Origin of the sequence: Streptomyces sp. NPDC015346 (genome assembly GCF_043078785.1) — a bacterium.
GTDB lineage: Bacteria > Actinomycetota > Actinomycetes > Streptomycetales > Streptomycetaceae > Streptomyces.
The window spans coordinates 374,834-396,414 of record NZ_JBIBTW010000005.1 but is presented as its reverse complement, the minus strand read 5'-3'; the positions used below and the strand labels follow the sequence as shown (position 1 = coordinate 396,414).

Here is a 21,581-nt window from a genome sequence, read left to right as displayed (position 1 = left end):
CCCGGGCGCGTTCACCGCACCCGGGGCCGTTGCCGTACCCGTACTCGTACTCGTAAAGCCGTGCCCGCCCGCTAGAACAGCCGCAGCTTGTCGTCCTCGATACCGCGCATCGCGTCGTAGTCCAGCACCACGCACTCGATCCCGCGGTCCGTCGCGAGGACCCGGGCCTGCGGCTTGATCTCCTGTGCGGCGAAGACGCCCTTCACCGGTGCGAGGTGCGGATCGCGGTTCAGCAGCTCCAGGTACCGGGTGAGCTGCTCCACGCCGTCGATCTCGCCGCGCCGCTTGATCTCCACGGCGACCGTCGCCCCGTCCGCGTTCCGGCACAGGATGTCCACCGGACCGATCGCCGTCGGGTACTCGCGGCGGATCAGCGTGTGGCCCTCGCCGAGTGTCTCGATGCGGTCGGCGAGCAGCTCCTGGAGGTGTGCTTCCACGCCGTCCTTGATGAGACCGGGGTCCACACCCAGCTCGTGCGAGGAGTCGTGGAGGATCTCCTCCATCGTGATGATCAGTTTCTCGCCCGCTTTGTTGACCACGGTCCAGACGCCCGCCTCGCCGTCGGCACCCTCCTTGAGGGTGCACGGCGGGGACATCCAGTTGAGCGGTTTGTACGCCCGGTCGTCGGCGTGGATGGAGACGCTGCCGTCTGCCTTGACCAGGATCAGACGGGGAGCGGAGGGCAGGTGGGCGGTGAGCCGGCCGGCGTAGTCCACGGAGCAGCGGGCGATGACGAGACGCATGGTCGGCAACGCTACAAGACACACGCTCTTCCGCGCGATTCGGCTCTTAACGCCCGCCCAACACCCGTCGGTTATTGGCCGGTTGTGGTCCCAATCTCCTGGTGCGCTCCGGACGGCGCGCTTACCGTGGAAGCAGGAGGTCGCCGTCCGTGCACGCTGCGTGTCGCACGGGGGGTCTCCATCCCTGCCCGTAAGACCCCGCCCGTCGGGGTCGCGAGAGGAGAACCCATGTCGCTCGACGTCTCACCGGCGCTGTTGGAACAGGCCGAGCGAGGCGAGGTCGACGAAGCCGACTTCGTCGACTGCGTCCGGACCTCCCTGCCCTACGCATGGGAGATGATCAGTTCTCTGGTGGCTCAGCTGAAGGTCGACGGCGGAGAGTTCGCCGACAACCAGACGCCGCCGCCGAACGAGCAGGCACGTGGTCAGCTGTTGCGTGCACTCGCGAGTGATGCGATCCGTGGTGCGCTGCAGCGGCACTTCGGTGTGCGTCTGGCCTTCCAGAATTGCCACCGCGTGGCGGTGTTCCCGCTGGACCCGGCGGTCGACGAGCGGCTCGCCCGCTTCACGTCCGTACGGGGTCAGCTGCTCAATCAGTCGCCGGAACTGCGCGACTGCTGAGGCATGGTGCTGCCGCTCCGCATCGTGCGAGACGCGAACGATGCGAGAGGTGTCGGAGCGGCGGCATCCCGCACTCATCCTCGACGAACGATGAGCCACGACACCTCACACCAGGCACCCCGGGCACACGAGGCGGACCAGGCACCTCGGGCACCCCGGGCACAGCGGTCACACCAGCAGCGGCAGAACCTCCGCGCCCAGCCGCCGTACGTTCTCCTCGGTGGCCGCGAGATCGCCCGTGCCCTCGGCGAGCAGCGCGAAGCGCGTGATGCCCGTACGCTCCGAGGTCGCCGCCAGCCGGTCCGCCGCGAGCCGTGGCGTGCCCACCGGATGCAGAGCGCAGAGCAGCTCCGTGTACGCGACGGGGTCCCGCATCGAGCGGTGCCGGCCGTCCACGGTCACATGGGCGTCAAGACCCTGCTTCAGCCAGCCGGGCATCGCCTTCACCAGTGCCTCGGCCGCGTCCGCCCGCCGGTCCGCGAGCTGGGCGACACCCGCCGAGACATGGCCGGCGCTGATCCGGGCGATCTCGTCCGGGGTGTGCCCTGCCTCCCGCGCGAAGCGTCGCCAGGCCGCCACCATCTCGGCCTTGTCCTCGTCGCCGCAGTGCATCCCGAGCAGCATCGGCAGCCCCCGCTCGGCGGCCAGCCGGACGCTGTTCGGCGAGGTGCAGGCGACGACCACCTCGGGCGACGGGGCGCCGCCGATCAGCTCACCGGGCCGGGGCACGACCGCCACCTCGCGGAAGGCGAATCGTTCTCCCTCGGCCGCGACGCGGGGCTCGCTCAGCCAGCGCAGCAGCAGGTCCAGCGATTCGGGGAAGCCTTTCTCGTACGCCTCAAGACCCGCGCCGAACACCTCCAGGTCCACCCACGGCCCGCCCCTGCCCACCCCGAGGGTGAACCGGCCTCCGGAGGTCAGGTGCAGCAGCGCGGCCTGCTCGCCCAGCGCGACCGGGTGGACCGTGGGGAGCACGCTCACCGCCGTGCCGACCCGGAGCCGCCGCGTGCGGCCGAGCAGCAGCGCCGCCAGGGTCACGGCGGACGGACAGACGCCGTACGGAACGAAGTGGTGCTCGGCGAGCCAGACGGAGTCGAGCCCCGACTCCTCGGCGACTTCGGCGGTCCGCACCGCTCGGTGCAGCGCCTCCCCCTGACCTTGGCCCGGGAACTGGGCGGCCAGAACAAATGTGCCTACGCGCATCGCCTTCTGCCTCCTTGCGGCCGACGCGTTCTCTCCCCCTCGTACCGGCAACAACGTCTGACACGTGCCAAAGGCAACGGCCCATCCCGAAGATCTTGCGATTGTCCGCTAACTCGGCCTGGAGGGTGGGGCGGGCCACCATGTCGCGGCCCGTAGGCTTGTCGGCACCATTCGTGTTCCCGGCCCCCGTGAGGTGAATCGTGTCCCCGCGTCGCAACCGCCCCCCGGGCGGCGAGAGGCCCGATCCCCAGGCCGCGTCGGGCGACCGGTACGGCGGATCGCAGCGCACCGAGTTCTGGCAGGGCGAGGAGTGGCTCGTCCGGCACGTGGCCGGCGCCAGCGCCCCCGGCAAGCGCTACCGCTGCCCCGGCTGCGACCAGGAGATCCTCGGGGGCGCCCCGCACGTCGTGGCCTGGCCGGAGTACGGCGGGGTGGACGACCGGCGGCACTGGCACAAGGCGTGCTGGAACGCGAAGGACCGCCGCACCTCCAGGGTGCAGCGGTCCCGTAACGCGCCGAGATACTGAGCCCCGGCCCCGGTACGACAGAGAGGCTCCGGCCTTCCTCAGACGTCCCGGCTGTTCAGCAGGGCGTACGCGCCCGCGCCCGCCGCGGCCGTGATAACCAGCAGGATCCACACCGGGTCCCAGCCCGAGGGCCCCGACTGCCCCATGGCCGACCTGCCCGCGTACAGCGCGATGAGCTGGCTCGGGATCGCGTAGTCCAGGAGCCACTCCTGCACCTTGGCCAGCGACTCCGAGAACATGAACATGGCCGCCACCAGCGGCAGCAGCAGCACGCCGATCATGATGGTGATGGCGCCCGCCGAGTGCCGGACGACCGCGCCGACGGCGAGCGCGAGCAGCCCCAGCTCGGCCATGAAGAGACCGACGCCGACCGTGGCCCGCAGCCACTCCCCGGAGGTCGGCTCCACGGCGCTGTCCACCATCGACACCTGCGCCAGGGCGACCAGGGTCGCCGTGACCGTGGTGATCGTGAACACGAGCAGGAAGAAGACGATCGCCTTCGCCGTCAGGACCCGCGCCCGGCTCGGGCAGGCGGTCAGCGTGGTGCGGATCATGCCCGTGCCGTACTCGGAGGCGATGGTGAGCACCCCGAGCGTGATCACACAGATGGAGCCGAGCAGCACACCGAAGAAGCCCAGCCCCAGCGGCGACTCGTTCTCGGTCGACGCGTTCGACGAGGACACCACCGCGGCCACGGCCAGCCCGATGCCCAGCATCAGGAGCACCATCACGCCCAGCGTCCACATCGTGGAGCGCAGGGAACGGATCTTCGTCCACTCCGACGCGAGCGCGTCACCGAGGTGGGCCTTGCGGACCGGAATGGGGGAGACGTACGAGTAGGGGGTGGGGGTGGTCATCGGGGATCCTCGGGCTTCTGGACGGGCTCGCTCTGCGCTTGCGCGGCGTACGGGTTCTGTCCGGGCGGCGGCGGGGCGTACCAGCCCTGCTGCGGCACGTCGGGGACCACCGGCTGCGGCGGCGGCGTTCCGTACCCCGCCTGGTGCGGCTGCGGCTGCTGGAGATGGGCCAGCTGGTCCTCGGTGGAGCGGTAGTCCACGGCGCCCTGCGTCATCCGCATGTACGCCTCCTCCAGCGACGCCTGGTGCGGCGACAGCTCCCAGAGCCGTACGTCCGCGTCGTGCGCCAGATCGCTGATCCGGGGGAGCGGCAGGCCGGTCACCCGCAGCGCCCCGTCCGGCTCGGACATCACCCGGCCGCCGGCCTCGGTGAGGACGGCCGTCAGCTTCTCCCGCTGCTGCGGCTCCGTCTGCGGGGTCCGCACCCGCGCGAAGTCCGCGGAGTTCGCCGAGATGAAGTCGGTGACGCTCATGTCGGCGAGCAGCTGGCCGCGGCCGATCACGATCAGATGGTCGGCGGTCAGCGCCATCTCGCTCATGAGGTGGCTGGAGACGAAGACGGTCCGGCCCTCGGCCGCGAGCTTCTTCATCAGGTTCCGGACCCAGAGGATGCCCTCGGGGTCGAGGCCGTTGACCGGCTCGTCGAAGAGCAGCACCTGCGGGTCGCCGAGCAGCGCCGCCGCGATGCCCAGGCGCTGCCCCATGCCGAGCGAGAAGCCCTTGGAGCGGCGCTTGGCGACGTCCTGGAGGCCGACGACCCCGAGGACCTCGTCGACCCGCTGCGCCGGGATGCCGGCGAGCTGGGCGAGCGACAGCAGATGGCTGCGGGCGCTGCGGCCGCCGTGCACCGCCTTGGCGTCGAGCAGCGCACCGACCTGGCGGGGCGCGTTCGGCAGCTGCCGGAAGGGGTGGCCGCCGATCGTGACATGTCCGGAGGTCGGCCGGTCGAGACCGAGGATCATGCGCATGGTCGTCGACTTGCCGGAGCCGTTGGGCCCGAGGAAACCGGTGACGGTCCCGGGCCGCACGTGGAAGGAAAGGTTGTACACGGCCGTCTTGGCGCCGTAGCGCTTCGTCAGGCCGACTGCCTCGATCATTCTCCAGAGCCCCATCGACAGGTCAGGTCGTCGTCGGGGCCGAGGCCGAGCCGGCCGGAGCCCCCCGTATGAGCTAGGAGCTTATCGAGCCGTTGACGGTTCCCGCGAAGCATGAAAGATGAACGACACCCGCCAGGGCCGCCCGGCTACGCGTCCCGCCGCTTCAGGACCAGGTACCCGCCGAGGAGCGAGGCCGCCACCCAGATCAGCATGATCCCGAGCCCGCCCCACGGGCCGTACGGAGCCCGCTCGGAGTTCAGCGCGTCGGGAACGACCTGCATGATCTTGGACCCGGCCTGGTCGGGGAAGTACCGGGCCACCTCCTTGGCCTTCGGGACCGCCGCCAGGATCTGCGAGACCAGGAAGAAGAACGGCACCAAGATGCCGAGGGAGAGCATCGAGGAGCGCAGCATCGCCGCCACGCCCATGGAGAAGATCGCGATCAGACCCATGTAGAGCCCGCCGCCGACCACCGCCCGCAGGACGTTGTCCGCGCCGAGCGAGGTGCGGTGCTCGCCGAGCAGCGCCTGCCCCAGGAAGAACGACAGGAAGCTCGTCGCGAGACCCACCACGAGGGCGAGCACCCCGGCCACCGCGATCTTGGAGAAGAGGAAGGTGGCGCGCTGCGGAACGGCCGCGAGCGAGGTACGGATCATGCCGGAGGAGTACTCGGTGCCGACCACGAGGACCCCGAAGACCACCATCGCCAGCTGGCCGAGCACCATTCCGGAGAAGCTGACGAAGGTCGGGTCGAACGTCGCCCGCTCCACCTCGCTGAGATCGTCGAACGTGGAACTCAGCAGCGCGCACAGCGCCGCGCCCATCGCCACCGTCACGAGCAGCGCGCTCGCCAGGGTCCAGATCGTCGAGGAGACCGTCCGGATCTTGGTCCACTCCGACTGGAGAACCGCGGATACCGCTGCCATCGTTCAGGCTCCCTTGGTCGTGTCGCCCCACCGGGGGCCGGCTGCGGACGCCGCGTGGACGTCCGTGCCGTGCGCGTGGTACTCCACCGCGCCGGCCGTCATCCGCATGAACGCCTCCTCCAAGGAGGCGCGCTGCGCACTCAGTTCGTGCAGCACCAAGCCGTTCTCCGCGGCCAGTTCACCGAGCTTCTCGGTGGTCGCCCCGTCCACCTCCAGCGTGCCGCCGCCCACCTCGACGGGGGTGAAACCATTGGCGTGGAGGACGTCGAGAAGCTGCTCCCGCTGGGGCGAGCGGAGCCGTACGTAACTCCGCGAATTCTGCTGGATGAAATCCGCCATGGACGTGTCCGCCAGCAGCTTTCCCTGGCCGATCACGATGAGGTGATCAGCCGTCAGGGCCATTTCACTCATCAGATGACTGGAAACGAAGATCGTCCGGCCCTCGGCCGCGAGCGCCTTCATCAGATTGCGGATCCAGTGAATTCCCTCGGGGTCCAGACCATTGACGGGTTCGTCGAACATCAGGATCTCGGGATCACCGAGGAGCGCCGAAGCGATTCCCAGGCGTTGCCCCATGCCCAGGGAGAAGCCCTTCGACTTCTTCCGCGCGACCGCCGTCAGGCCGACCAGATCGAGGACCTCGCCGACCCGGCTCGCCGGAATGCGGTTGGACTGGGCGAGGCAGAGCAGGTTGTTGTACGCGGAGCGGCCGCCGTGCATCGCCTTGGCGTCGAGCAGCGCCCCGATGTACTTCAGCGGCTCCCGCAGCTCGCGGTAGTGCCTGCCGTCGATCCGGACCGTGCCGCTCGTCGGGTTGTCCAGGTCGAGCATCATGCGCATGGTCGTCGACTTCCCGGCCCCGTTGGGCCCGAGGAAGCCGGTGACCACGCCCGGCCGGACCTGGAAGGAGAGATGGTCGACCGCCGTCTTCGTACCGAAGCGCTTGGTGAGGCCCTCGAGCTCGATCATGCGTACCAACCTACGGGCGCGAAAAACCCCCCGCCACCGGAATGACGGAGGGCCTTTGGCCGAACTTCTTACCGCGTCTGCTGGGCCGGGACGCCGCGGGGGGCCGGCTCGTCGTCGATCGGGGAGCCGGCCGCCGCGACCGCGGCACCGGTCAGCGTGGCCAGCATCTCGCGGACGTTGGTCAGCTGGGCGTTGATCGAGTCGCGACGGTTCGTCAGCGCCGCCAGCTCGCGCTCCGATTCCGAGCGGATCCGGTCGGCCTTGGCGTTCGCGTCGGCCACGATGTCCTCGGCCTGGCGCTGCGCCGTCTCCACGGTCTGGCGCGCCCGGCGCTCCGCGTCCGTACGCAGCTTCTCGGCCTCCAGGCGGAGCTGCTCCGCGCGGTGCTCGATCTCCGCGAGGCGCTTCTCGGCCTTGGCCTGACGCGAGGCCAGGTCGCGCTCCGACTGCTCGCGGCGCTTGGCCAGGTTGGTCTCGAAGTCCGCGGCGGCCTGGGCGGCCTTCGCGCGGGTCTCCTCGAAGAGGGCGTCCGCCTCCTCACGCTTGGACTGCGCGTCCTTCTGCGCCTCGGCGCGCAGCGAGTTGGCCTCGCCCTGCGCCTTCTCGACGATCCGGACGCCCTCGTCCTCGGCCTTCGCCTTGCGCTCCGCCGCGAACGACTCGGCGTCGTTGCGCACCTGCTGGGCGGCCGACTCGGCCAGCTCACGGTGCTGCTCGGCGGCGCGACGGGCCTCCTCGCGCAGGTCCTTCGCCTCCTCCTCGGCGAGGCGGAGGATCTTCTCGACGCGCGCGCCGAGACCGGCGTACGACGGCTCGGCGTCGCTGACCTGGGCCTGGGCGTTCTGCGTCTCGAGGTGGAGCTCCTCGATGCGCTTTTCCAGAGAGGTGATTCGGGCCAGAGCACTGTCACGGTCGGCGACGAGCTTGGTAATGCGGTCGTCCACCTGACCGCGGTCGTAACCACGCCGCACGAGCTCGAAGCCGAAGGGGGAGGAAGTGTCGCTCATGGGGTTCCTGTCGAATGAGACCGGTGAGGTGTTAGGGGGAATCCTAGGGGCCGAAGCGGCGTGTCATCGAGCGGATGTCCGTTTGATCTGGAGAATGTCCAGCCTTTTGAGTGGCTAGCCATCGGAAGACTTGCCACTCGAACGTGTAGTCCCCGCCGAAGCGCCCGCCTTCACCCCGTCCTTCGTACCCGCGGACGGAGCCTCGAAAGACTCCAACGCTTCGAGAACGTCCTGGACACGGGAGATCTCGGCATTGATGTCCTCCCGACGGCGTACCAGCACATCCAGTTCCCGCTTGCCCTCGGAGATCATCTTCTCGGACTCGCGCTCGGCCTCCGCCTTGATCTTCTCGGCCTCGGCGATGAGGGACGCCTTCTTCTGCTCGGCCTCCTTCAGGAGCGCCTCGGCCTTCTTCACCGCGGCGATCCGGACCTTGCTCGCCTCCGAACTCGCCTCCGAGAGCATCTCCTTGGCCTTCTCCTCGGCCTCCGCACGCTGCTCGGTCGCGGCCTTGACCAGCTTGTCGACGCGCTCCCCCGCCGTCTTCATCTGCTCGGCCGTCTCACGCCGCGCCCGCTCGTGCAGCTCCTCGATCTCGCCCTCGATCCGGGCGCGGAGCTCCTCGGCCCGCTCCCTTATGGCCGTCGCGTCGCTGCGCGCGCCCACCAGGAGCTCGTCCGCGTCGGTACGCGCCTTCTCCACCAGCGAATTGCCCTCGACGGTCGCCTCGGCGACGATCCGCTCGGCCTCCTGACGGGCCGCGCCCACCATCGTGTCCGCCTGCGACTCCGCCTCGGTGGTGGCGCGCAGCGCCTCCTCCTGGGCCTTCGCCATCAGCTGGTCCGCCTGCTCGGCCGCGTCCGAGCGGCGCTTGGCACCGGCCTCGCGCGCCTCGTCGAGCGTACGGTCGGCCTCGGCACGCGCCTCGGCGCGCATCTGCTCCGCCGCCGCCTCCGCGTCCGCCCGTACCCGCTCCGACTCGGCCCGGATCCGCTCCGCGGCCTGCTGGGCCGCGCCGACCGTCTCCGCCGCCTCCGCGCGCAGCCGCTCCGCCTCGTCCGAGGCCCGCCCGACCGTCCGCTCCGCCTGCTGCGTCGCCTCGCTCGTCAACGACTCGGCCAGCTCCGCCGCCTCGGCGGTGATCCGCTCGGCCTCCCGCGTCGCCTCGCCGATGAGCTGGTCCGCCTGCTCGGCCGCGTCCGAGCGACGCTTGTCCGCCGCCTTGCGGGCCTCGTCCAGGACCTGCTCGCTGTCGGCCAGCGCCGCGTTGCGCAGCGCCTCGGCGTGCGCCTCGCCGTCCCGCTTGACCTGCTCGGCCTCGGTCCGCAGCCGCAGCGCGTCCTGCTCCGTCGTCTCAAGCAGCTCCGCCGCCTCGGCGGTGATCCGCTCCGCCTCGCTCGTCGCCTCGCCGATGAGCTGGTCCGCCTGCTCGGCCGCGTCCGAACGGCGCTTGTCCGCCGCCTTGCGGGCCTCGTCCAGGACCTGCTCGCCGTCGGCGCGGGCGGCCGCCCGCAGCGCCTCGGCCTCGGCGACACCCTCCGCCTTGACCTGCTCCGCCTCGGTGAGCAGCCGCTCCACCTCGGCCGTGATCCGCTCCGCCTCCGCGCGCGCCTCGCCCACCAGCGCGTCCGCCTGGGCCGCGGCCTCGGAACGGATCCGGTTGGCGTCCTCACGGGCGTCGGCACGGGTGCGGGCCGCGTCCTGCTCGGCCGCGGCGAGCGAGTCCGTCGCCTCCGTCCGCAGCCGCTGGGCGTACTCGGCGGTGTCCGTGCGCAGTTTCTCCGACTCGGAGATCGCGTCCGCGACCGTCCGCTCGGCCAGCGCCTTCGCCGCCTCCGACTCCTCCTGGGCGCGCTGCCGTGTGCGGCCCGCGTCCTCGGCCGCCCGCTCCCGCTCCTCGTACGCGTCGGCGCGGACCCGGTCCGCCTCCTCCTGCGCCTCGGTCCTGGTGCGCTCCGCCGCGTGCTCGGCGGCGCTGCGCAGCCCCGCGATCTCCTCGTCGGCCTGCTCGCGCAGCCCGGCGACCGAGTCCCGTACCTCCTGCGCGGTCTGTTCGGCGGCGGACACCATCTCCGTGGCCCGCCGGTCCGCCTCCTCGACCAGGCGCTGGGCCTCGGCCTGCGCCTCCTCCACCCGCTTGCGGGCGGAGGCGAGCAGCTCCTCGGACTGCTCGCGGGCGTGCTCGCGCTCCCGGCCGGCCTCGGAGCGGGCCGACTGAAGCGTCTCCTCGGCCTCCCGGCGCCGCCGGTTGGCCTCCTCCTGCGCGGCGGCCAGCGCCTCCGCCGCCTCCGCGGCGACCCGCTCGGCGGCGGCCGCGGCCTCGGCACGGACCCGGTCGGCGCTGTCCTGCGCCTCCGACTTCAGCCGCTCGGCCTCCGTCGCCGCCTCCGTGCGCAGCCGTACGGCCGCGGCCTCGGCCTCGGCCCGCGCGGTGGACGCGTCCGACGCGGCCTCCGTGCGCAGCCGCTCGGCCTCCTGCTCGGCCTGCGTCTGGAGCGTACGGATCCGCTCGGCGGCCTCCGTGCGCAGCCGCTCCGTCTCCTCGGCGGCCTCGCGCCGGATGCGCTCGCTCTCGGTGCGGGCCTCGGCCAGCTCCCGGCCGGCGCTCTCCACCCGCGACTCGGCCTCGGTGTGCAGCCGGGTCAGCTCCTCGGCCGCCTCCGCGGACCGCGCGGCCGCCGCCCGCTCGGCGTCCTCGCGCAGCTCGGCCGCGGCCTTCCGGGCGGCCTCCTTGACGGACTCGGCCTGCTCCTCGGCCTCGGCCCGCATCCGCTCCGCCTCGGCGCGGGTGCGCTCCAGCGTCTCCTCGGCCTGGGTGCGCAGCGTCTGTGCCCGCTCCATCGCCTCGGCACGGACCCGCTCGCTCTCGGCGCCCGCGCCCGCGCGCAGCTCGTCGGCGTCGGTACGGGCCTTGGTCAGCAGCTCCTCGGCGGTACGGGCCGCCTCCTCGATCTGCTGGACGGCCTCGCGCCGGGCCTCGCCGCGGATCTTCTCGCCCTCGGCGATCGCCTCGGCCCGCAGCTGCTCGGCCTCGCCGCGCAGCCGGCGCGCCTCCTCCTGCAGCTCGACCGTCTTGGCGCGGTACTCCTTGGTGTCGTCCTTCGCCGAGCCGAGCAGCTCGTCGGCCTGCTCCTCGGCACGGTTGCGCAGCCGGTCGGCCTCGGCCTCCGCCTCGCGGCGGATCCGCTCGGCCTCCTCGGAGGCCTTGCGGGTGGTCGCCTGCGCGTCCTCGGACGCCTTGGTGAGGATCTCCTCGGCGGTACGGGCCGCCTTCGCGAGGGCGGCGGCGGAGTCCTCCGCGGCGACGGTACGGGCCTTCTCGGCCGCCTCCGAGACCAGCTTCTCGGCCTCGGCGCTCGCCTCGCGCAGCTTCTCCTCGGCCTCCGCCTTGAGGGCCTCGGCCTCCTTGGTCGCCTCACCGACGAGCCGGGCGATCTCCGCCTTCGCCGTCCGCGTGCGCTGCTCGTTGACCGACTCCGCCGACGACAGCTGCCTGGCCGCCGCCTCCTTCGCCTCGGCGAGCGCCTTCTCGGCCTCCGCCCGCGCCTCGCGCAGCCGGACCTCGGCCTCCTGCATCCGCTGCTCGGCGGCGCGGGACAGCTCGGTGGCCTGCCGGCGGGCCTGGTCGGTCTCGGCGGTGGTCGCCGTACGGAGCTGCTCGGCGTGGCTGGTGGCCTCCTGCGCCTGCGTGGACGCGGCGTTCAGGAGCCGTTCGGCGTCCCTGCGGGCGCGCAGCAGAATCGCTTCGGCCTCGGCACGGGCGGCTTCCGCCTCCGAGCCGACGCGCTGCCGCGTCTCCTCGGCCAGCCGGGTGGCCTCGGCGCGCGCGGCGGCCAGCGCCTGCTCGGCCTCGGCGCGGGACTCCTCCATCAGGCGGCGGGCCTGGGACTCCGTACGGGCGCGCAACTGCTCCGCCCAGGCGACGTTCTCGTTGACGTGCGCCTCGACGGTCTGACGGCGCTCGGCCAGCTCCTGGTCCAGGCGCTGACGGCGCTGGACCGCCTCCGCGTGCAGCTCCGCCTGGAGCCGCGCCTGGTGCTCGGCATGCTCCTGCAGGATCCGCTGGGTCTGGGCGCGGGCCTCGCGCAGCTCGCGCTCGGCGTCCTGGCGCAGCTGGTCGGCCTGGATCTGGGCGTTCCGCAGCAGCTGTTCGGCCTGGTAGCCGATGTCCGCGCTGTCGTACGCCGGCCGGGATGCGATCGTGCGGCGCGCCTCGTGGAGCTTGGCGCGCAAGACCTCGACCTGGTAACCGAGGTCCTCGGCGTGCTGGACGGCCTTCTCCCGCTCGGTCTTCAGCCGGTCCATCTCGGCTTCGAACCGCGAAAGATGGTCGTCTTCAGCTCGGTGGCTCTCCTGGCGTTCGTAGCCCCGCACTGCGCGGTCCCATCCGTCCCCTGGTCGCAACACTCCAATGAGATCCGTTCCCCGGCGAACGGGCCCCCCGGGGAATGGTGGCAGATCGGATACCCCGACTTCGACGCCGCATGGCATGCGGCACCGACCGGCCCCGGCCCGGAGCCGCCCACTCTACCGGGCCGGGAATCCGGAGGTCAGTGCTCCGCCCGGGAGCGGACGGCTCAGTGGTCCCCCGACGGCTCGGCGGAGGTGACGAGTTCGGTCAGGACGCCGTGGCAGTCCTTGGGGTGGAGGAAGGTGATACGGGAGCCCATCGAGCCGATCCGCGGCTCGTCGTACAGGACCCGTACGCCCTTGGAACGGATGTCCGCGGCGTCGCCGTCGACATCGGCGGTCCCGAAGGCGATGTGGTGCACGCCCTCGCCGTTCTTGGCCAGCCACTTGCCCACCGCGGAGTCCTCGCGGGTGGGCTCGAGCAGCTGGAGGTAGGAGGCGCCGCCGTCCGAGGTGTCGTTGATCTTGAGCATGGCCTCGCGGACGCCCTGCTCCTCGTTCACCTCGGAGTGGAACACCTCGAAACCGTAGGTCGCACGGTAGAACTCGACAGTCTTGTCGAGGTCGAAACAGGCGATCCCGATGTGGTCGATTCGCGTCAGCATGGTCCCAGTGCAGCGCCAGGGAGGTGGTTACGCAACGTGCGCGCCGTCACACCGGCTGCCCGGTGACCCCGCGCGGTACCGCTCAGTACATTGAACGTAAACCCTCGTTCACTCCTCATCTCAAGGGGCTGTGCCTCATGTCTGGAACGACCGGTACCACTTCAGTGATCGTCGCGGGCGCCCGCACGCCCATGGGACGGCTGCTCGGCTCCCTCAAGTCCTTCTCCGGTGCCGACCTCGGCGGCTTCGCCATCAAGGCCGCGCTCGACCGGGCCGGCATCGGCGGCGACCAGGTGCAGTACGTGATCATGGGGCAGGTGCTCCAGGCGGGCGCCGGCCAGATCCCGGCCCGCCAGGCCGCCGTCAAGGCCGGCATCCCGATGAACGTCCCGGCCCTCACCATCAACAAGGTGTGCCTCTCCGGCCTCGACGCCATCGCACTGGCCGACCAGCTGATCCGCGCCGGCGAGTTCGACATCGTCGTCGCCGGCGGCCAGGAGTCGATGACCAACGCCCCGCACCTGCTGCCGAAGTCCCGCGAGGGCTACAAGTACGGCGCCATCGAGATGCTCGACGCGATGGCGTACGACGGCCTGACCGACGCCTTCGAGAACATCGCCATGGGCGAGTCCACCGAGAAGCACAACACCCGCCTCGGCATCCAGCGCCCCGAGCAGGACGAGTTCGCCGCCCTGTCGCACCAGCGCGCCGCCGCCGCCCAGAAGAACGGCGTCTTCGAGGCCGAGATCACCCCGGTCGAGATCCCGCAGCGCAAGGGCGACCCGGTCGTCTTCGCCAAGGACGAGGGCATCCGCGGAGAGACCACCGTCGAGTCCCTCGGCAAGCTGCGCGCCGCCTTCGCCAAGGACGGCACCATCACCGCCGGCACCTCCTCGCAGATCTCCGACGGCGCCGCCGCCGTGGTCGTGATGAGCAAGGCGAAGGCCGAGGAGCTCGGCCTGGAGTGGATCGCCGAGATCGGCGCCCACGGCAACGTGGCGGGACCGGACAACTCGCTGCAGTCGCAGCCGTCCAACGCGATCGCCCACGCCCTCAAGAAGGAGGGCCTGAGCGTCGAGGACCTCGACCTCATCGAGATCAACGAGGCCTTCGCGGCGGTCGCCGTGCAGTCAATGAAGGACCTGGGCGTTACCCCGGAAAAGGTGAACGTCAACGGTGGCGCGATCGCGCTCGGCCACCCCATCGGCATGTCGGGCGCCCGTGTGGTGCTGCACCTCGCCCTCGAGCTCAAGCGGCGCGGCGGCGGTGTCGGCGCGGCGGCGCTGTGCGGCGGTGGCGGCCAGGGTGACGCCCTGATCGTTCGCGTCCCCGGCAACGGCAAGTAGTTCCGTCCTTAAGGAGCATCGTCAATGGTGGACGTCCCCGATCTGGTCGCCCAGGCACGGGAGGGCCGGCCGCGCGCCGTGGCCCGGCTGATCTCACTGGTGGAGGGGGCGTCCCCACAGCTGCGCGAGGTGATGGCGGTGCTCGCGCCGCTGACCGGCGGGGCGTACGTGGTGGGCCTGACGGGCTCGCCGGGCGTGGGCAAGTCCACGTCGACGTCCGCGCTCGTCGCCGCGTACCGCCGGGCGGGCAAGCGGGTCGGCGTCCTCGCCGTCGACCCCTCGTCCCCGTTCAGCGGCGGAGCGCTGCTCGGCGACCGGGTCCGGATGTCGGAGCACGCCTCCGACCCGGGCGTCTACATCCGCTCGATGGCGACCCGCGGCCACCTGGGCGGCCTCGCCTGGGCGGCCCCGCAGGCGATCCGCGTCCTGGACGCGGCCGGCTGCGACGTGATCCTCGTCGAGACGGTCGGCGTCGGCCAGTCGGAGGTGGAGATCGCGTCCCAGGCGGACACGTCGGTCGTCCTGCTCGCCCCGGGCATGGGCGACGGTATCCAGGCCGCGAAGGCGGGCATCCTGGAGATCGGCGACGTGTACGTGGTCAACAAGGCGGACCGGGACGGCGCGGACGCGACGGCCCGCGAGCTGAACCACATGCTGGGGCTCGGCGAGGCACGCGGCCCGGGCGACTGGCGGCCGCCGATCGTCAAGACGGTCGCGGCGCGGGGCGAGGGCATCGACGAGGTCGTCGAGGCGCTGGAGAAGCACCGCGCCTGGATGGAGGAGCACGGGGTCCTCGCGGAGCGCCGCCGCTCGCGCTCGGCCCGCGAGGTCGAGACGATCGCGGTCACGGCCCTGCGCGAGCGCATCGGCGACCTCCACGGCGACCGCCGCCTGGACGCGCTGGCGGAGCGCATCGTGGCGGGCGAGCTGGACCCGTACGCGGCTTCGGACGAACTGATCGCGAGCCTGACGGGCAACTGACGGAACGGCGGACGGGGCCCGGTGCGCTGCACGCGCACCGGGCCCTCGGCGCGTCAGTCGTCGGCGCTGTCGCCGCTGTCGTTGTCGTTGTCGCTGTCGGCGGCGGCGTCGTCCTTCTTGTCCTGGGCCTTGTCCTGGGCGTCGTCCTTGTCGGTCTCGGTGCCGAGGACCTTGCCCGTGGTCGCGTCCACGTGGACGGTGTACGACGTGGTGCCCTGGCCCAGGATGTCGACCTCCCAGCCGCGGTCGTCGCGGTCGCGGTCGCGGTCGTCGTCGGTGTCGTCCATGTCGAGGTCCGCGGAGACGACCGTGCCGGGCTGGGCCTTCAGCGCCGCGTCGATCGCCTGAGTCGCGGTCACCTTCGCCTGCCGTACCTGTGCCTGGGCGTCCCGATCGTCACGGCCGCCGTCGGCGTCCGCGAAGGCGGCCGCTGTCCCGCCGCAGACCACGGCGGCCGCCGCGACGGTGGCGATGACGATGTTGCGCTTGCGCTTCATGAGGGTCCTCCAACCGGTGGTTCGTTCGACGCGGACCACTGTGCGGAACGGAAGCTGAAGCCACGCTGAAGCAACCTGAAGCCGTCTTCAGGTGGGATTTGCGAACCTGGGGCCCATGCGGTTGTTGATCGTGGAGGACGAGAAGCGGCTCGCCCTGTCCCTGGCCAAGGGCCTGACGGCGGAGGGCTACGTCGTGGACGTCGTCCACGACGGCCTCGAGGGCCTGCACCGGGCGAGCGAGACGGCGTACGACCTGGTCGTGCTCGACATCATGCTGCCCGGCATGAACGGCTACCGGGTCTGCGCCGCGCTGCGCGCCGCCGGCGACGAGGTGCCGATCCTGATGTTGACCGCCAAGGACGGCGAGTACGACGAGGCCGAGGGCCTGGACACGGGCGCCGACGACTACCTCACCAAGCCGTTCTCGTACGTGGTCCTGGTGGCCCGGATCAAGGCGCTGCTGCGGCGCCGGCGCTCCGGCGCCGGGGTGGCGCCCGTGCTGGTCCTCGGCGAGCTGCGGGTGGACACCGGGGCCCGCCGGGTGCACCGCGGCGAGGAGGAGATCCCCCTCACCGCCAAGGAGTTCGCGGTCCTGGAGCAGTTGGCGGTGCGCCCCGGCACGGTGGTGTCCAAGGCCGAGATCCTGGAGCACGTCTGGGACTTCGCCTACGACGGCGACCCGAACATCGTCGAGGTGTACGTCAGCACGCTCCGCCGCAAGCTCGGCGCCGCGCTGATCAGGACCGTGCGCGGCGCCGGGTACCGGCTGGAGGCACGATGAGCCGCCGCCGGCCGTTCGCCTCGGTCCGGGCGAGGGCCACCCTCGGTGCGACCCTGGTGGTCGCCCTGGCCCTGATCGCCGCCGGGATCGCCGTACTGCTGTCGCTCCGCGGCAACCTCGCCGGCCGGGCGGACGCGGAGGCGGATGGTGTCGCCCGGCAGGTCGCGTCGCAGGTCGCGGCGGGCACGCCGTACACCGCCCTGGACCTGCCGGACGGGGAGGACCATCCGGTCCAGGTCGTCGACGGGGAGGGCCGGGTGCTGGCGGTGAGCGAGGGGCTGACGGCGATCAGCGGCACCGGCGTGCCCGGTGTCACCCCGGTCGCGAGTCCCGGGGCCGGCCGGGACGACGCTGACGACGACGATGATCGGGGGGCTGGAGATTCCGGTGTCGTCACCTGGCATGGCGAAGGCCGGGCGACGGTGGACGGGAAGAGCGCCGCGTACCGGTTCGCCGAGGTGGAGGTCACCAACCCCCAGGACGACGAGACGGTCCGGGTGTACGCGGGCACGTCGCTGGCGGCGCAGCAGGACGCGGTGCGCACCGCGTCCGTGTCCATGCTGGTCGGGCTGCCCGTACTGCTGGCCGTGGTGGGCGGCGTGACCTGGCTGGTGACCCGGCGCGCCCTGCGGCCCGTCGAGGCCATCCGCCGTGAGATGGCCGCCATCACGGCCTCCGAGGACCTGAGCCGTCGCGTACCCGAACCCCCGACGGGTGACGAGGTCGCGCGGCTCGCCCGGACCACGAACGAGACGCTGTCCGCCCTGGAGGCGTCCGTGGAGCGGCAGCGGCGGTTCGTCGCGGACGCCTCGCACGAGCTGCGCAGCCCCATCGCCAGCCTCCGTACGCAGCTGGAGGTGGGCGCCGCGCATCCGGAGCTCCTGGATGTCTCCGGCGCGGTCGAGGACACGGTGCGGCTCCAGCAGCTCGCCGCCGATCTCCTGCTGCTCGCCCGCCTGGACGCGGGGGAGCGGCCGGGGCGGGCGCGGCTGGATCTCGGGGAGCTGGTGCGCGCCGAGGTGGCGGGGCGTACGGGGGACAGGATCGGCGTCCGGGTGGAGGCCGAGGAGGGTGTCGAGGCGCCGGGCTCGCGGGGGCAGCTGGCCAGGGTGCTCGCCAACCTCCTGGACAACGCCCAGCGCCACGCCCGTAGCCGGATCACGGTGACGGTGCGCGCGGAAGGCGCGTGGGCGGTGCTGGCGGTCACGGACGACGGCGAGGGCGTTCCCGCCGCCGAACGCGAGCGCGTCTTCGAACGGTTCGTCCGCCTCGACGACGCCCGCACGCGCGACGAGGGCGGTGCGGGCCTCGGTCTGGCGATCGCCCGGGACGTGGCCCGCCGCCACGGCGGGGACCTGACCGTGACCGACGCGCCGTCAGGGGGCGCGCGCTTCGTCCTGCGGTTGCCGCTGGACGGGTGACCCGCGGGCGCCGCGGAGTGACCCGCGGGCGCCGCGGGTGGCTGCCCCTACGGCTTGCCCCGTCGGCCTCTGAGCTGGTCGGCGACCGGCCTCAGGGAGGTGTGGAGGTCGCCGAGCGCCTCGGGGCTCAACTGGTCGATGAAGTGCTTGCGCACCGACTCCACATGATGCGGAGCCACCTTGCGCATGGTGTCCATGCCGTGGTCCGTCAGGACGGCGTACAGCCCCCGACGGTCGGACTCGCAGTTCTCACGGCGCACCAGGCCCGCGTTCTCCATGCGGGTGATCTGGTGCGAGAGCCGGCTCTTCGACTGCAGCGTCGCCGCCGCCAGATCGCTCATGCGCAGCCGCCGCTCGGCCGACTCCGAGAGGTTCACCAGGATCTCGTAGTCGTTGATGGTCAGGCCGAAGGGCTGGAGGTCCTTCTCCAGCTGGTACGTCAGCATCCTGTTGACATCCAGGTATGTGCGCCACGCACACTGCTCGGCGTCGGTGAGCCAGGGGGTGGCCGTCTCGGTCTCCATATATGGATTCTACCTAAGAAGTTGAATACTGGACGAACTAAGGGAAGTGTGACACCTGGCACCCGGGGCCCCGACGTACGGGTGCAGACGTTCGAGGAATCACACTCCGCAGACTACCGCTCACAGACCGAAGCGACGCTGCAGGTCCCCCAGCTGTCCGGGAAGGCGCGGTACGGAGCCCTGTTGGCCATGGCCGGAACTCGACGGTCCATGGGTGCCCGGGACGCCCGCCTGGGGCGGCGGGCCGCCGATCGCGCGGTCCTGCATCAGCAGTTCCGTCGACTGGAGCAGGACCGTGCCGGCGCCCACGAACTCGAACTGGTGCTCCTCGCCCGAGGTGCCGCCGATCCCCGTCAGGGCCCGCACGCCGCCCATGACGCCCGTCATGTAGCCGTGGTCGTAGTGGTGGCACGGGGAGGGACAGTCCGCCCAGCCCACCAGCGCCTGCGGGTCCACCCGCAGCGGCGGCTCCATGAAGACCACCGGGCCGTTCGAGGCCGCCACGAACTTGCCCGTGCCGAGCAGCGTCACGAAGCCCGGCACGATCGACTGCTTCAGGGCCAGCGTCGGCTGGTAGGCCAGCAGGTTGCCCGAACGGATCGTCAGATTGCCCTCGTCCAGGTCGAACGAGTTCACGTCGAAGGCCCGGTCCGCCAGCAGCATCTTGCCGCTGCCCTCCGCCACCACCCAGTCGCTCGCGTGCAGCGGTGAGTGGAAGGACGTACGGACCAGCCGGTCCAGCCGGCCGTGGCCGATGCCGTTGAAGTCGATCCGCCCGTAGTAGGCGATCATCTTCCCCTTCTGCAGGAACCACTGGGAGCCCTTCAGCTCCACACAGAAGGTGTACGGATTGACGTTGTCGTCCGACGGCAGCGTCATCGGGTCATGAATCACCGGGGCGCTCACAGCTTCTCCTCCGACGCCTGGACGTACACCGCACCGCTGCCGCTCAGCTCCAGCTGGAACGCCTCGCCCGAGCCGCGCCCCACCATGTCGCGCCAGCCCAGCGCCGTGGAGAGCTTGTTCCGTACGTCCCCGTGATGGGCGACGTACGCCTGCGGGTCCACATGGACCGCGCGCCCGGGAGTGATCGGCAGCTCGATCACCCCGCCGTGTGCCATGACCGCGACCGCGCCGTGGCCCTTGAGCGTGGTGGTGAAGAGCCCCTGGCCCGTCACCTGGCCGCGCACCATGCCCATGACGCCGCCCTGGGAGCCCATGAACATCGTGCCCTGCTCCAGGGTGCCGTCGAAGGCGAGCAGCCGGTCGGCCTCGACGTAGAGGGTGTCGCCGGTCAGCTGGATCACCTGGATGTGGTGGCCGCCGTGCCCGAACATCACCGTGCCGTTGCCCTCGACCGTCATCAGCGGCGTCGCCTCGCCCGCCACCCGGCGGCCGATCATCGACATCACACCGCCCTGGCCGCCGGCCATGTTCGGCGTGAAAGTGACGTCGCCGCGGTACGCGAGCATCGCGCCCCGCTGGCTGAACATGCGCTGCCCGGGGACGACCGCGGCCTCGACCATCTTCGAGTTGATCTCACGGAACGGCATCAGACATCGCCCCCGATCGTGTTCCGCTCGCTCGGCTGCACGTACACGAGCCCGTCGCCCTCGAAGCGGATCTGGAAGGCCTCGCCGCCGCCCTCGCCCAGGAAGGTGCGGAAGGTCACACCGGACTGGAAGGACTGCTGGAGGTTGCCCTGGTGGGCGATGTACGCGCCGGGGTCGACGGAGAGCGGGTACTGCGGGGTCACGCGCAGCACCACCGCCGGGCCGTCGGACATGAGCGCCGCCTGGCCGGTGCCCTCGAGGGTCGTCGTGAAGAGGCCGTTGCCGGTCGCTCCGCCGCGCAGGCCCGTGAAGGTGGTCCCGGTGCGCAGCCCCGCGTCGGCGCAGAGCAGGTTGCTCGCCTCGACGTAGAGCTTGTCGCCGTGCAGGGAGACGAGGTTGATCTCGGAGGCGCGGTCGGCGAACCAGCAGGTCCCCTGCCCCCTCACCTCCATCATCTCCATCTGCTCGCCGGTGAGCCGGCGGGTGACCATCCCGCGCAGGCCCTCGCCGCCACCGGACATCTTCTTGAAGGCCATCTGGCCGTCATAGGCGACCATGGAGCCGTTTTTCGCCTTGACCCAGTCGCCTGTCATGTCGACGGCGAGCACTTTGCTGCCTTGGAGTCGGAACGTAGCCACGGAGCGAGGTTACGGGGCCCCCGGATAAAGGGACTGCAAAGTCGGGTGCCACAATGGGGCCGACGCTTGTGCATCCATTCACAAGATCACCGGCCCCTCCCACCGAAGGTGACCCCGTGGACATCAAGACCGCCTCCTCCCTCCACCGGCTCCGGCTCGTCTCCGCGCCGGAGGCCGTCTCGTTCCTTCTGCTGCTGGTCTGCTCGGTGCTCAAGCGCACCACTGACTTCAACGCGGTACCGGTGATGGGCGCGATCCACGGCATCCTCTTCATCCTCTACGTGCTCTTCTGGCTGGACGCCTGGAACCGCACCAAGTGGAACTTCAAGACGGCGGCGCTCTACTTCGTGCTCTCCGTGCTGCCCCTCGGCGGCTTCTTCGCCGAGCGCAAGCTCAAGCGCGAGGCCCAGGACGCCGTCGTCGCCTCCCGCGCCCGCCGCGAGGGCGCGGTGAACGCGTGATCGTCGCCTTCTCGGTCACCCCGCTCGGCGTCGGCGAGGACGTCGGTGAGTACGTCGCCGACGCGGTCCGGGTCGTACGCGAGTCCGGGCTGCCGAACCGTACGGACGCGATGTTCACCTCCGTCGAGGGGGAGTGGGACGAGGTGATGGACGTGGTCAAGCGCGCCGTCGCCGCCGTGGAGGCACGGGCCCCGCGCGTCTCGCTCGTCCTCAAGGCCGACATCCGGCCCGGGGTGACCGACGGACTGACCTCGAAGGTCGAGACCGTGGAGCGCCACCTCTCCGCCTAGCGCCCTGGCGTCGTACGTACGTCTGTGTGAGCCCCCGGCCCGATCGGCCGGGGGTTTCGTCGTGCCCGCCCGCCCCGCCCCGGCCCGCCCGTGTCACCGGAACGGCCGTACGCCGGAAAACCGC

22 protein-coding genes are annotated in these 21,581 nt (G+C 71.4%); 8 read left to right on the top strand and 14 right to left on the bottom strand.

Going from position 1 to position 21,581, the window contains the following annotated elements; all coding sequences use genetic code 11:
* Positions 1 to 71 precede the first annotated feature (71 nt).
* Positions 72 to 743 carry an endonuclease NucS gene (gene nucS / locus ACF06X_RS20790; protein WP_392288736.1) on the bottom strand — a complete coding sequence of 224 codons (672 nt, stop codon included), beginning with the start codon at positions 741 to 743 and terminating at the stop codon, positions 72 to 74.
* A gap of 228 nt (positions 744 to 971) precedes the next feature.
* On the opposite strand from nucS, the gene ACF06X_RS20785 reads away from it, so the two are divergent.
* Positions 972 to 1,364: an SCO5389 family protein gene (locus ACF06X_RS20785; protein ID WP_017236120.1), complete on the top strand. Its 393-nt coding sequence runs from the start codon at positions 972 to 974 to the stop codon at positions 1,362 to 1,364.
* A 168-nt stretch (positions 1,365 to 1,532) separates the two neighbouring features.
* Here ACF06X_RS20785 and ACF06X_RS20780 read toward each other — a convergent pair whose 3' ends face one another.
* Positions 1,533 to 2,567, bottom strand: coding sequence for an LLM class flavin-dependent oxidoreductase (locus tag ACF06X_RS20780; RefSeq protein WP_392288735.1), 1,035 nt, complete (start codon positions 2,565 to 2,567; stop codon positions 1,533 to 1,535).
* Positions 2,568 to 2,767: 200 nt separating this feature from the next.
* Between ACF06X_RS20780 and ACF06X_RS20775 the strand changes: the two genes are divergently transcribed.
* On the top strand, positions 2,768 to 3,094 hold the full coding sequence (locus ACF06X_RS20775) for an ATP/GTP-binding protein (RefSeq protein ID WP_392288734.1): 327 nt from the start codon (positions 2,768 to 2,770) through the stop codon (positions 3,092 to 3,094).
* Between the two features lie 38 nt (positions 3,095 to 3,132).
* Here the strand turns inward: ACF06X_RS20775 and ACF06X_RS20770 are convergent, their stop codons facing one another.
* The 7 genes from ACF06X_RS20770 to mce form a co-directional block, all read right to left on the bottom strand.
* The gene (locus ACF06X_RS20770) at positions 3,133 to 3,951 is read right to left on the bottom strand and encodes an ABC transporter permease subunit (protein ID WP_392288733.1); all 819 of its coding nucleotides are present in this window, start codon (positions 3,949 to 3,951) and stop codon (positions 3,133 to 3,135) included.
* Positions 3,948 to 5,048, bottom strand: a complete 1,101-nt coding sequence (locus tag ACF06X_RS20765) for an ABC transporter ATP-binding protein (protein ID WP_392288732.1) — start codon at positions 5,046 to 5,048, stop codon at positions 3,948 to 3,950. The genes ACF06X_RS20770 and ACF06X_RS20765 overlap by 4 nt, the downstream gene beginning before the upstream one ends.
* A 146-nt stretch (positions 5,049 to 5,194) precedes the next feature.
* Entirely contained in the window at positions 5,195 to 5,974 is a 780-nt protein-coding gene (locus ACF06X_RS20760) for an ABC transporter permease (RefSeq protein WP_392288731.1), read from the bottom strand.
* A gap of 3 nt (positions 5,975 to 5,977) precedes the next feature.
* Positions 5,978 to 6,943: an ABC transporter ATP-binding protein gene (locus ACF06X_RS20755; protein ID WP_392288730.1), complete on the bottom strand. Its 966-nt coding sequence runs from the start codon at positions 6,941 to 6,943 to the stop codon at positions 5,978 to 5,980.
* A gap of 68 nt (positions 6,944 to 7,011) precedes the next feature.
* On the bottom strand, positions 7,012 to 7,950 hold the full coding sequence (locus ACF06X_RS20750; protein ID WP_392288729.1) for a cellulose-binding protein: 939 nt from the start codon (positions 7,948 to 7,950) through the stop codon (positions 7,012 to 7,014).
* A gap of 114 nt (positions 7,951 to 8,064) precedes the next feature.
* Positions 8,065 to 12,324 (bottom strand): polarized growth protein Scy, encoded by a 4,260-nt coding sequence (gene scy, locus ACF06X_RS20745; RefSeq protein ID WP_392288728.1) that lies wholly within the window; start codon positions 12,322 to 12,324, stop codon positions 8,065 to 8,067.
* Between the two features lie 203 nt (positions 12,325 to 12,527).
* On the bottom strand, positions 12,528 to 12,965 hold the full coding sequence (mce, locus tag ACF06X_RS20740; protein ID WP_392288727.1) for a methylmalonyl-CoA epimerase: 438 nt from the start codon (positions 12,963 to 12,965) through the stop codon (positions 12,528 to 12,530).
* 137 nt (positions 12,966 to 13,102) lie between these two features.
* On the opposite strand from mce, the gene ACF06X_RS20735 reads away from it, so the two are divergent.
* Positions 13,103 to 14,311, top strand: a complete 1,209-nt coding sequence (locus ACF06X_RS20735) for an acetyl-CoA C-acetyltransferase (RefSeq protein ID WP_392288726.1) — start codon at positions 13,103 to 13,105, stop codon at positions 14,309 to 14,311.
* 24 nt (positions 14,312 to 14,335) lie between these two features.
* Positions 14,336 to 15,292, top strand: coding sequence for a methylmalonyl Co-A mutase-associated GTPase MeaB (gene meaB, locus ACF06X_RS20730; protein WP_392288725.1), 957 nt, complete (start codon positions 14,336 to 14,338; stop codon positions 15,290 to 15,292).
* A gap of 53 nt (positions 15,293 to 15,345) precedes the next feature.
* Here meaB and ACF06X_RS20725 read toward each other — a convergent pair whose 3' ends face one another.
* The gene (locus ACF06X_RS20725) at positions 15,346 to 15,789 is read right to left on the bottom strand and encodes a PepSY domain-containing protein (RefSeq protein ID WP_392288724.1); all 444 of its coding nucleotides are present in this window, start codon (positions 15,787 to 15,789) and stop codon (positions 15,346 to 15,348) included.
* Between the two features lie 115 nt (positions 15,790 to 15,904).
* On the opposite strand from ACF06X_RS20725, the gene ACF06X_RS20720 reads away from it, so the two are divergent.
* Together ACF06X_RS20720 and ACF06X_RS20715 are read left to right on the top strand one after the other, a co-directional pair.
* Positions 15,905 to 16,570: a response regulator transcription factor gene (locus ACF06X_RS20720; protein ID WP_392288723.1), complete on the top strand. Its 666-nt coding sequence runs from the start codon at positions 15,905 to 15,907 to the stop codon at positions 16,568 to 16,570.
* Positions 16,567 to 17,991: a sensor histidine kinase gene (locus ACF06X_RS20715; protein WP_392288722.1), complete on the top strand. Its 1,425-nt coding sequence runs from the start codon at positions 16,567 to 16,569 to the stop codon at positions 17,989 to 17,991. Before ACF06X_RS20720 ends, ACF06X_RS20715 begins: the two co-directional genes overlap by 4 nt.
* Positions 17,992 to 18,038: 47 nt before the next feature.
* Here ACF06X_RS20715 and ACF06X_RS20710 read toward each other — a convergent pair whose 3' ends face one another.
* The 4 genes from ACF06X_RS20710 to ACF06X_RS20695 form a co-directional block, all read right to left on the bottom strand.
* Positions 18,039 to 18,515, bottom strand: coding sequence for a MarR family winged helix-turn-helix transcriptional regulator (locus ACF06X_RS20710; protein WP_392288721.1), 477 nt, complete (start codon positions 18,513 to 18,515; stop codon positions 18,039 to 18,041).
* A gap of 120 nt (positions 18,516 to 18,635) precedes the next feature.
* Complete coding sequence (locus ACF06X_RS20705; RefSeq protein WP_392288720.1) at positions 18,636 to 19,421, bottom strand: AIM24 family protein; 786 nt, start codon at positions 19,419 to 19,421, stop codon at positions 18,636 to 18,638.
* Complete coding sequence (locus tag ACF06X_RS20700) at positions 19,418 to 20,068, bottom strand: AIM24 family protein (protein WP_392288719.1); 651 nt, start codon at positions 20,066 to 20,068, stop codon at positions 19,418 to 19,420. The genes ACF06X_RS20705 and ACF06X_RS20700 overlap by 4 nt, the downstream gene beginning before the upstream one ends.
* The gene (locus ACF06X_RS20695; RefSeq protein ID WP_392288718.1) at positions 20,068 to 20,706 is read right to left on the bottom strand and encodes an AIM24 family protein; all 639 of its coding nucleotides are present in this window, start codon (positions 20,704 to 20,706) and stop codon (positions 20,068 to 20,070) included. Before ACF06X_RS20695 ends, ACF06X_RS20700 begins: the two co-directional genes overlap by 1 nt.
* Positions 20,707 to 20,822: 116 nt before the next feature.
* Here ACF06X_RS20695 and ACF06X_RS20690 point away from each other — a divergent pair, with 116 nt between their 5' ends.
* Complete coding sequence (locus tag ACF06X_RS20690; protein ID WP_392288717.1) at positions 20,823 to 21,167, top strand: DUF3817 domain-containing protein; 345 nt, start codon at positions 20,823 to 20,825, stop codon at positions 21,165 to 21,167.
* A complete protein-coding gene (locus ACF06X_RS20685) occupies positions 21,164 to 21,457 on the top strand; it encodes an MTH1187 family thiamine-binding protein (protein ID WP_351223179.1) in 294 nt (97 codons plus the stop codon). The genes ACF06X_RS20690 and ACF06X_RS20685 overlap by 4 nt, the downstream gene beginning before the upstream one ends.
* The last annotated feature ends 124 nt before the right edge of the window (positions 21,458 to 21,581 follow it).

Excerpts from the sequence above, each read along its gene's own strand:
- ACF06X_RS20750 (WP_392288729.1), bottom strand. The coding sequence starts at position 7,950 with ATGAGCGACACTTCCTCCCCCTTCGGCTTCGAGCTCGTGCGGCGTGGT.
- meaB (WP_392288725.1), top strand. The coding sequence starts at position 14,336 with ATGGTGGACGTCCCCGATCTGGTCGCCCAGGCACGGGAGGGCCGGCCG.
- mce (WP_392288727.1), bottom strand. The coding sequence starts at position 12,965 with ATGCTGACGCGAATCGACCACATCGGGATCGCCTGTTTCGACCTCGAC.
- ACF06X_RS20765 (WP_392288732.1), bottom strand. The coding sequence starts at position 5,048 with ATGATCGAGGCAGTCGGCCTGACGAAGCGCTACGGCGCCAAGACGGCC.
- ACF06X_RS20780 (WP_392288735.1), bottom strand. The coding sequence starts at position 2,567 with ATGCGCGTAGGCACATTTGTTCTGGCCGCCCAGTTCCCGGGCCAAGGT.
- ACF06X_RS20760 (WP_392288731.1), bottom strand. The coding sequence starts at position 5,974 with ATGGCAGCGGTATCCGCGGTTCTCCAGTCGGAGTGGACCAAGATCCGG.
- ACF06X_RS20700 (WP_392288719.1), bottom strand. The coding sequence starts at position 20,068 with ATGCCGTTCCGTGAGATCAACTCGAAGATGGTCGAGGCCGCGGTCGTC.
- ACF06X_RS20710 (WP_392288721.1), bottom strand. The coding sequence starts at position 18,515 with ATGGAGACCGAGACGGCCACCCCCTGGCTCACCGACGCCGAGCAGTGT.
- nucS (WP_392288736.1), bottom strand. The coding sequence starts at position 743 with ATGCGTCTCGTCATCGCCCGCTGCTCCGTGGACTACGCCGGCCGGCTC.
- ACF06X_RS20715 (WP_392288722.1), top strand. The coding sequence starts at position 16,567 with ATGAGCCGCCGCCGGCCGTTCGCCTCGGTCCGGGCGAGGGCCACCCTC.
- ACF06X_RS20785 (WP_017236120.1), top strand. The coding sequence starts at position 972 with ATGTCGCTCGACGTCTCACCGGCGCTGTTGGAACAGGCCGAGCGAGGC.
- ACF06X_RS20725 (WP_392288724.1), bottom strand. The coding sequence starts at position 15,789 with ATGAAGCGCAAGCGCAACATCGTCATCGCCACCGTCGCGGCGGCCGCC.
- ACF06X_RS20735 (WP_392288726.1), top strand. The coding sequence starts at position 13,103 with ATGTCTGGAACGACCGGTACCACTTCAGTGATCGTCGCGGGCGCCCGC.
- ACF06X_RS20770 (WP_392288733.1), bottom strand. The coding sequence starts at position 3,951 with ATGACCACCCCCACCCCCTACTCGTACGTCTCCCCCATTCCGGTCCGC.
- ACF06X_RS20755 (WP_392288730.1), bottom strand. The coding sequence starts at position 6,943 with ATGATCGAGCTCGAGGGCCTCACCAAGCGCTTCGGTACGAAGACGGCG.
- ACF06X_RS20720 (WP_392288723.1), top strand. The coding sequence starts at position 15,905 with ATGCGGTTGTTGATCGTGGAGGACGAGAAGCGGCTCGCCCTGTCCCTG.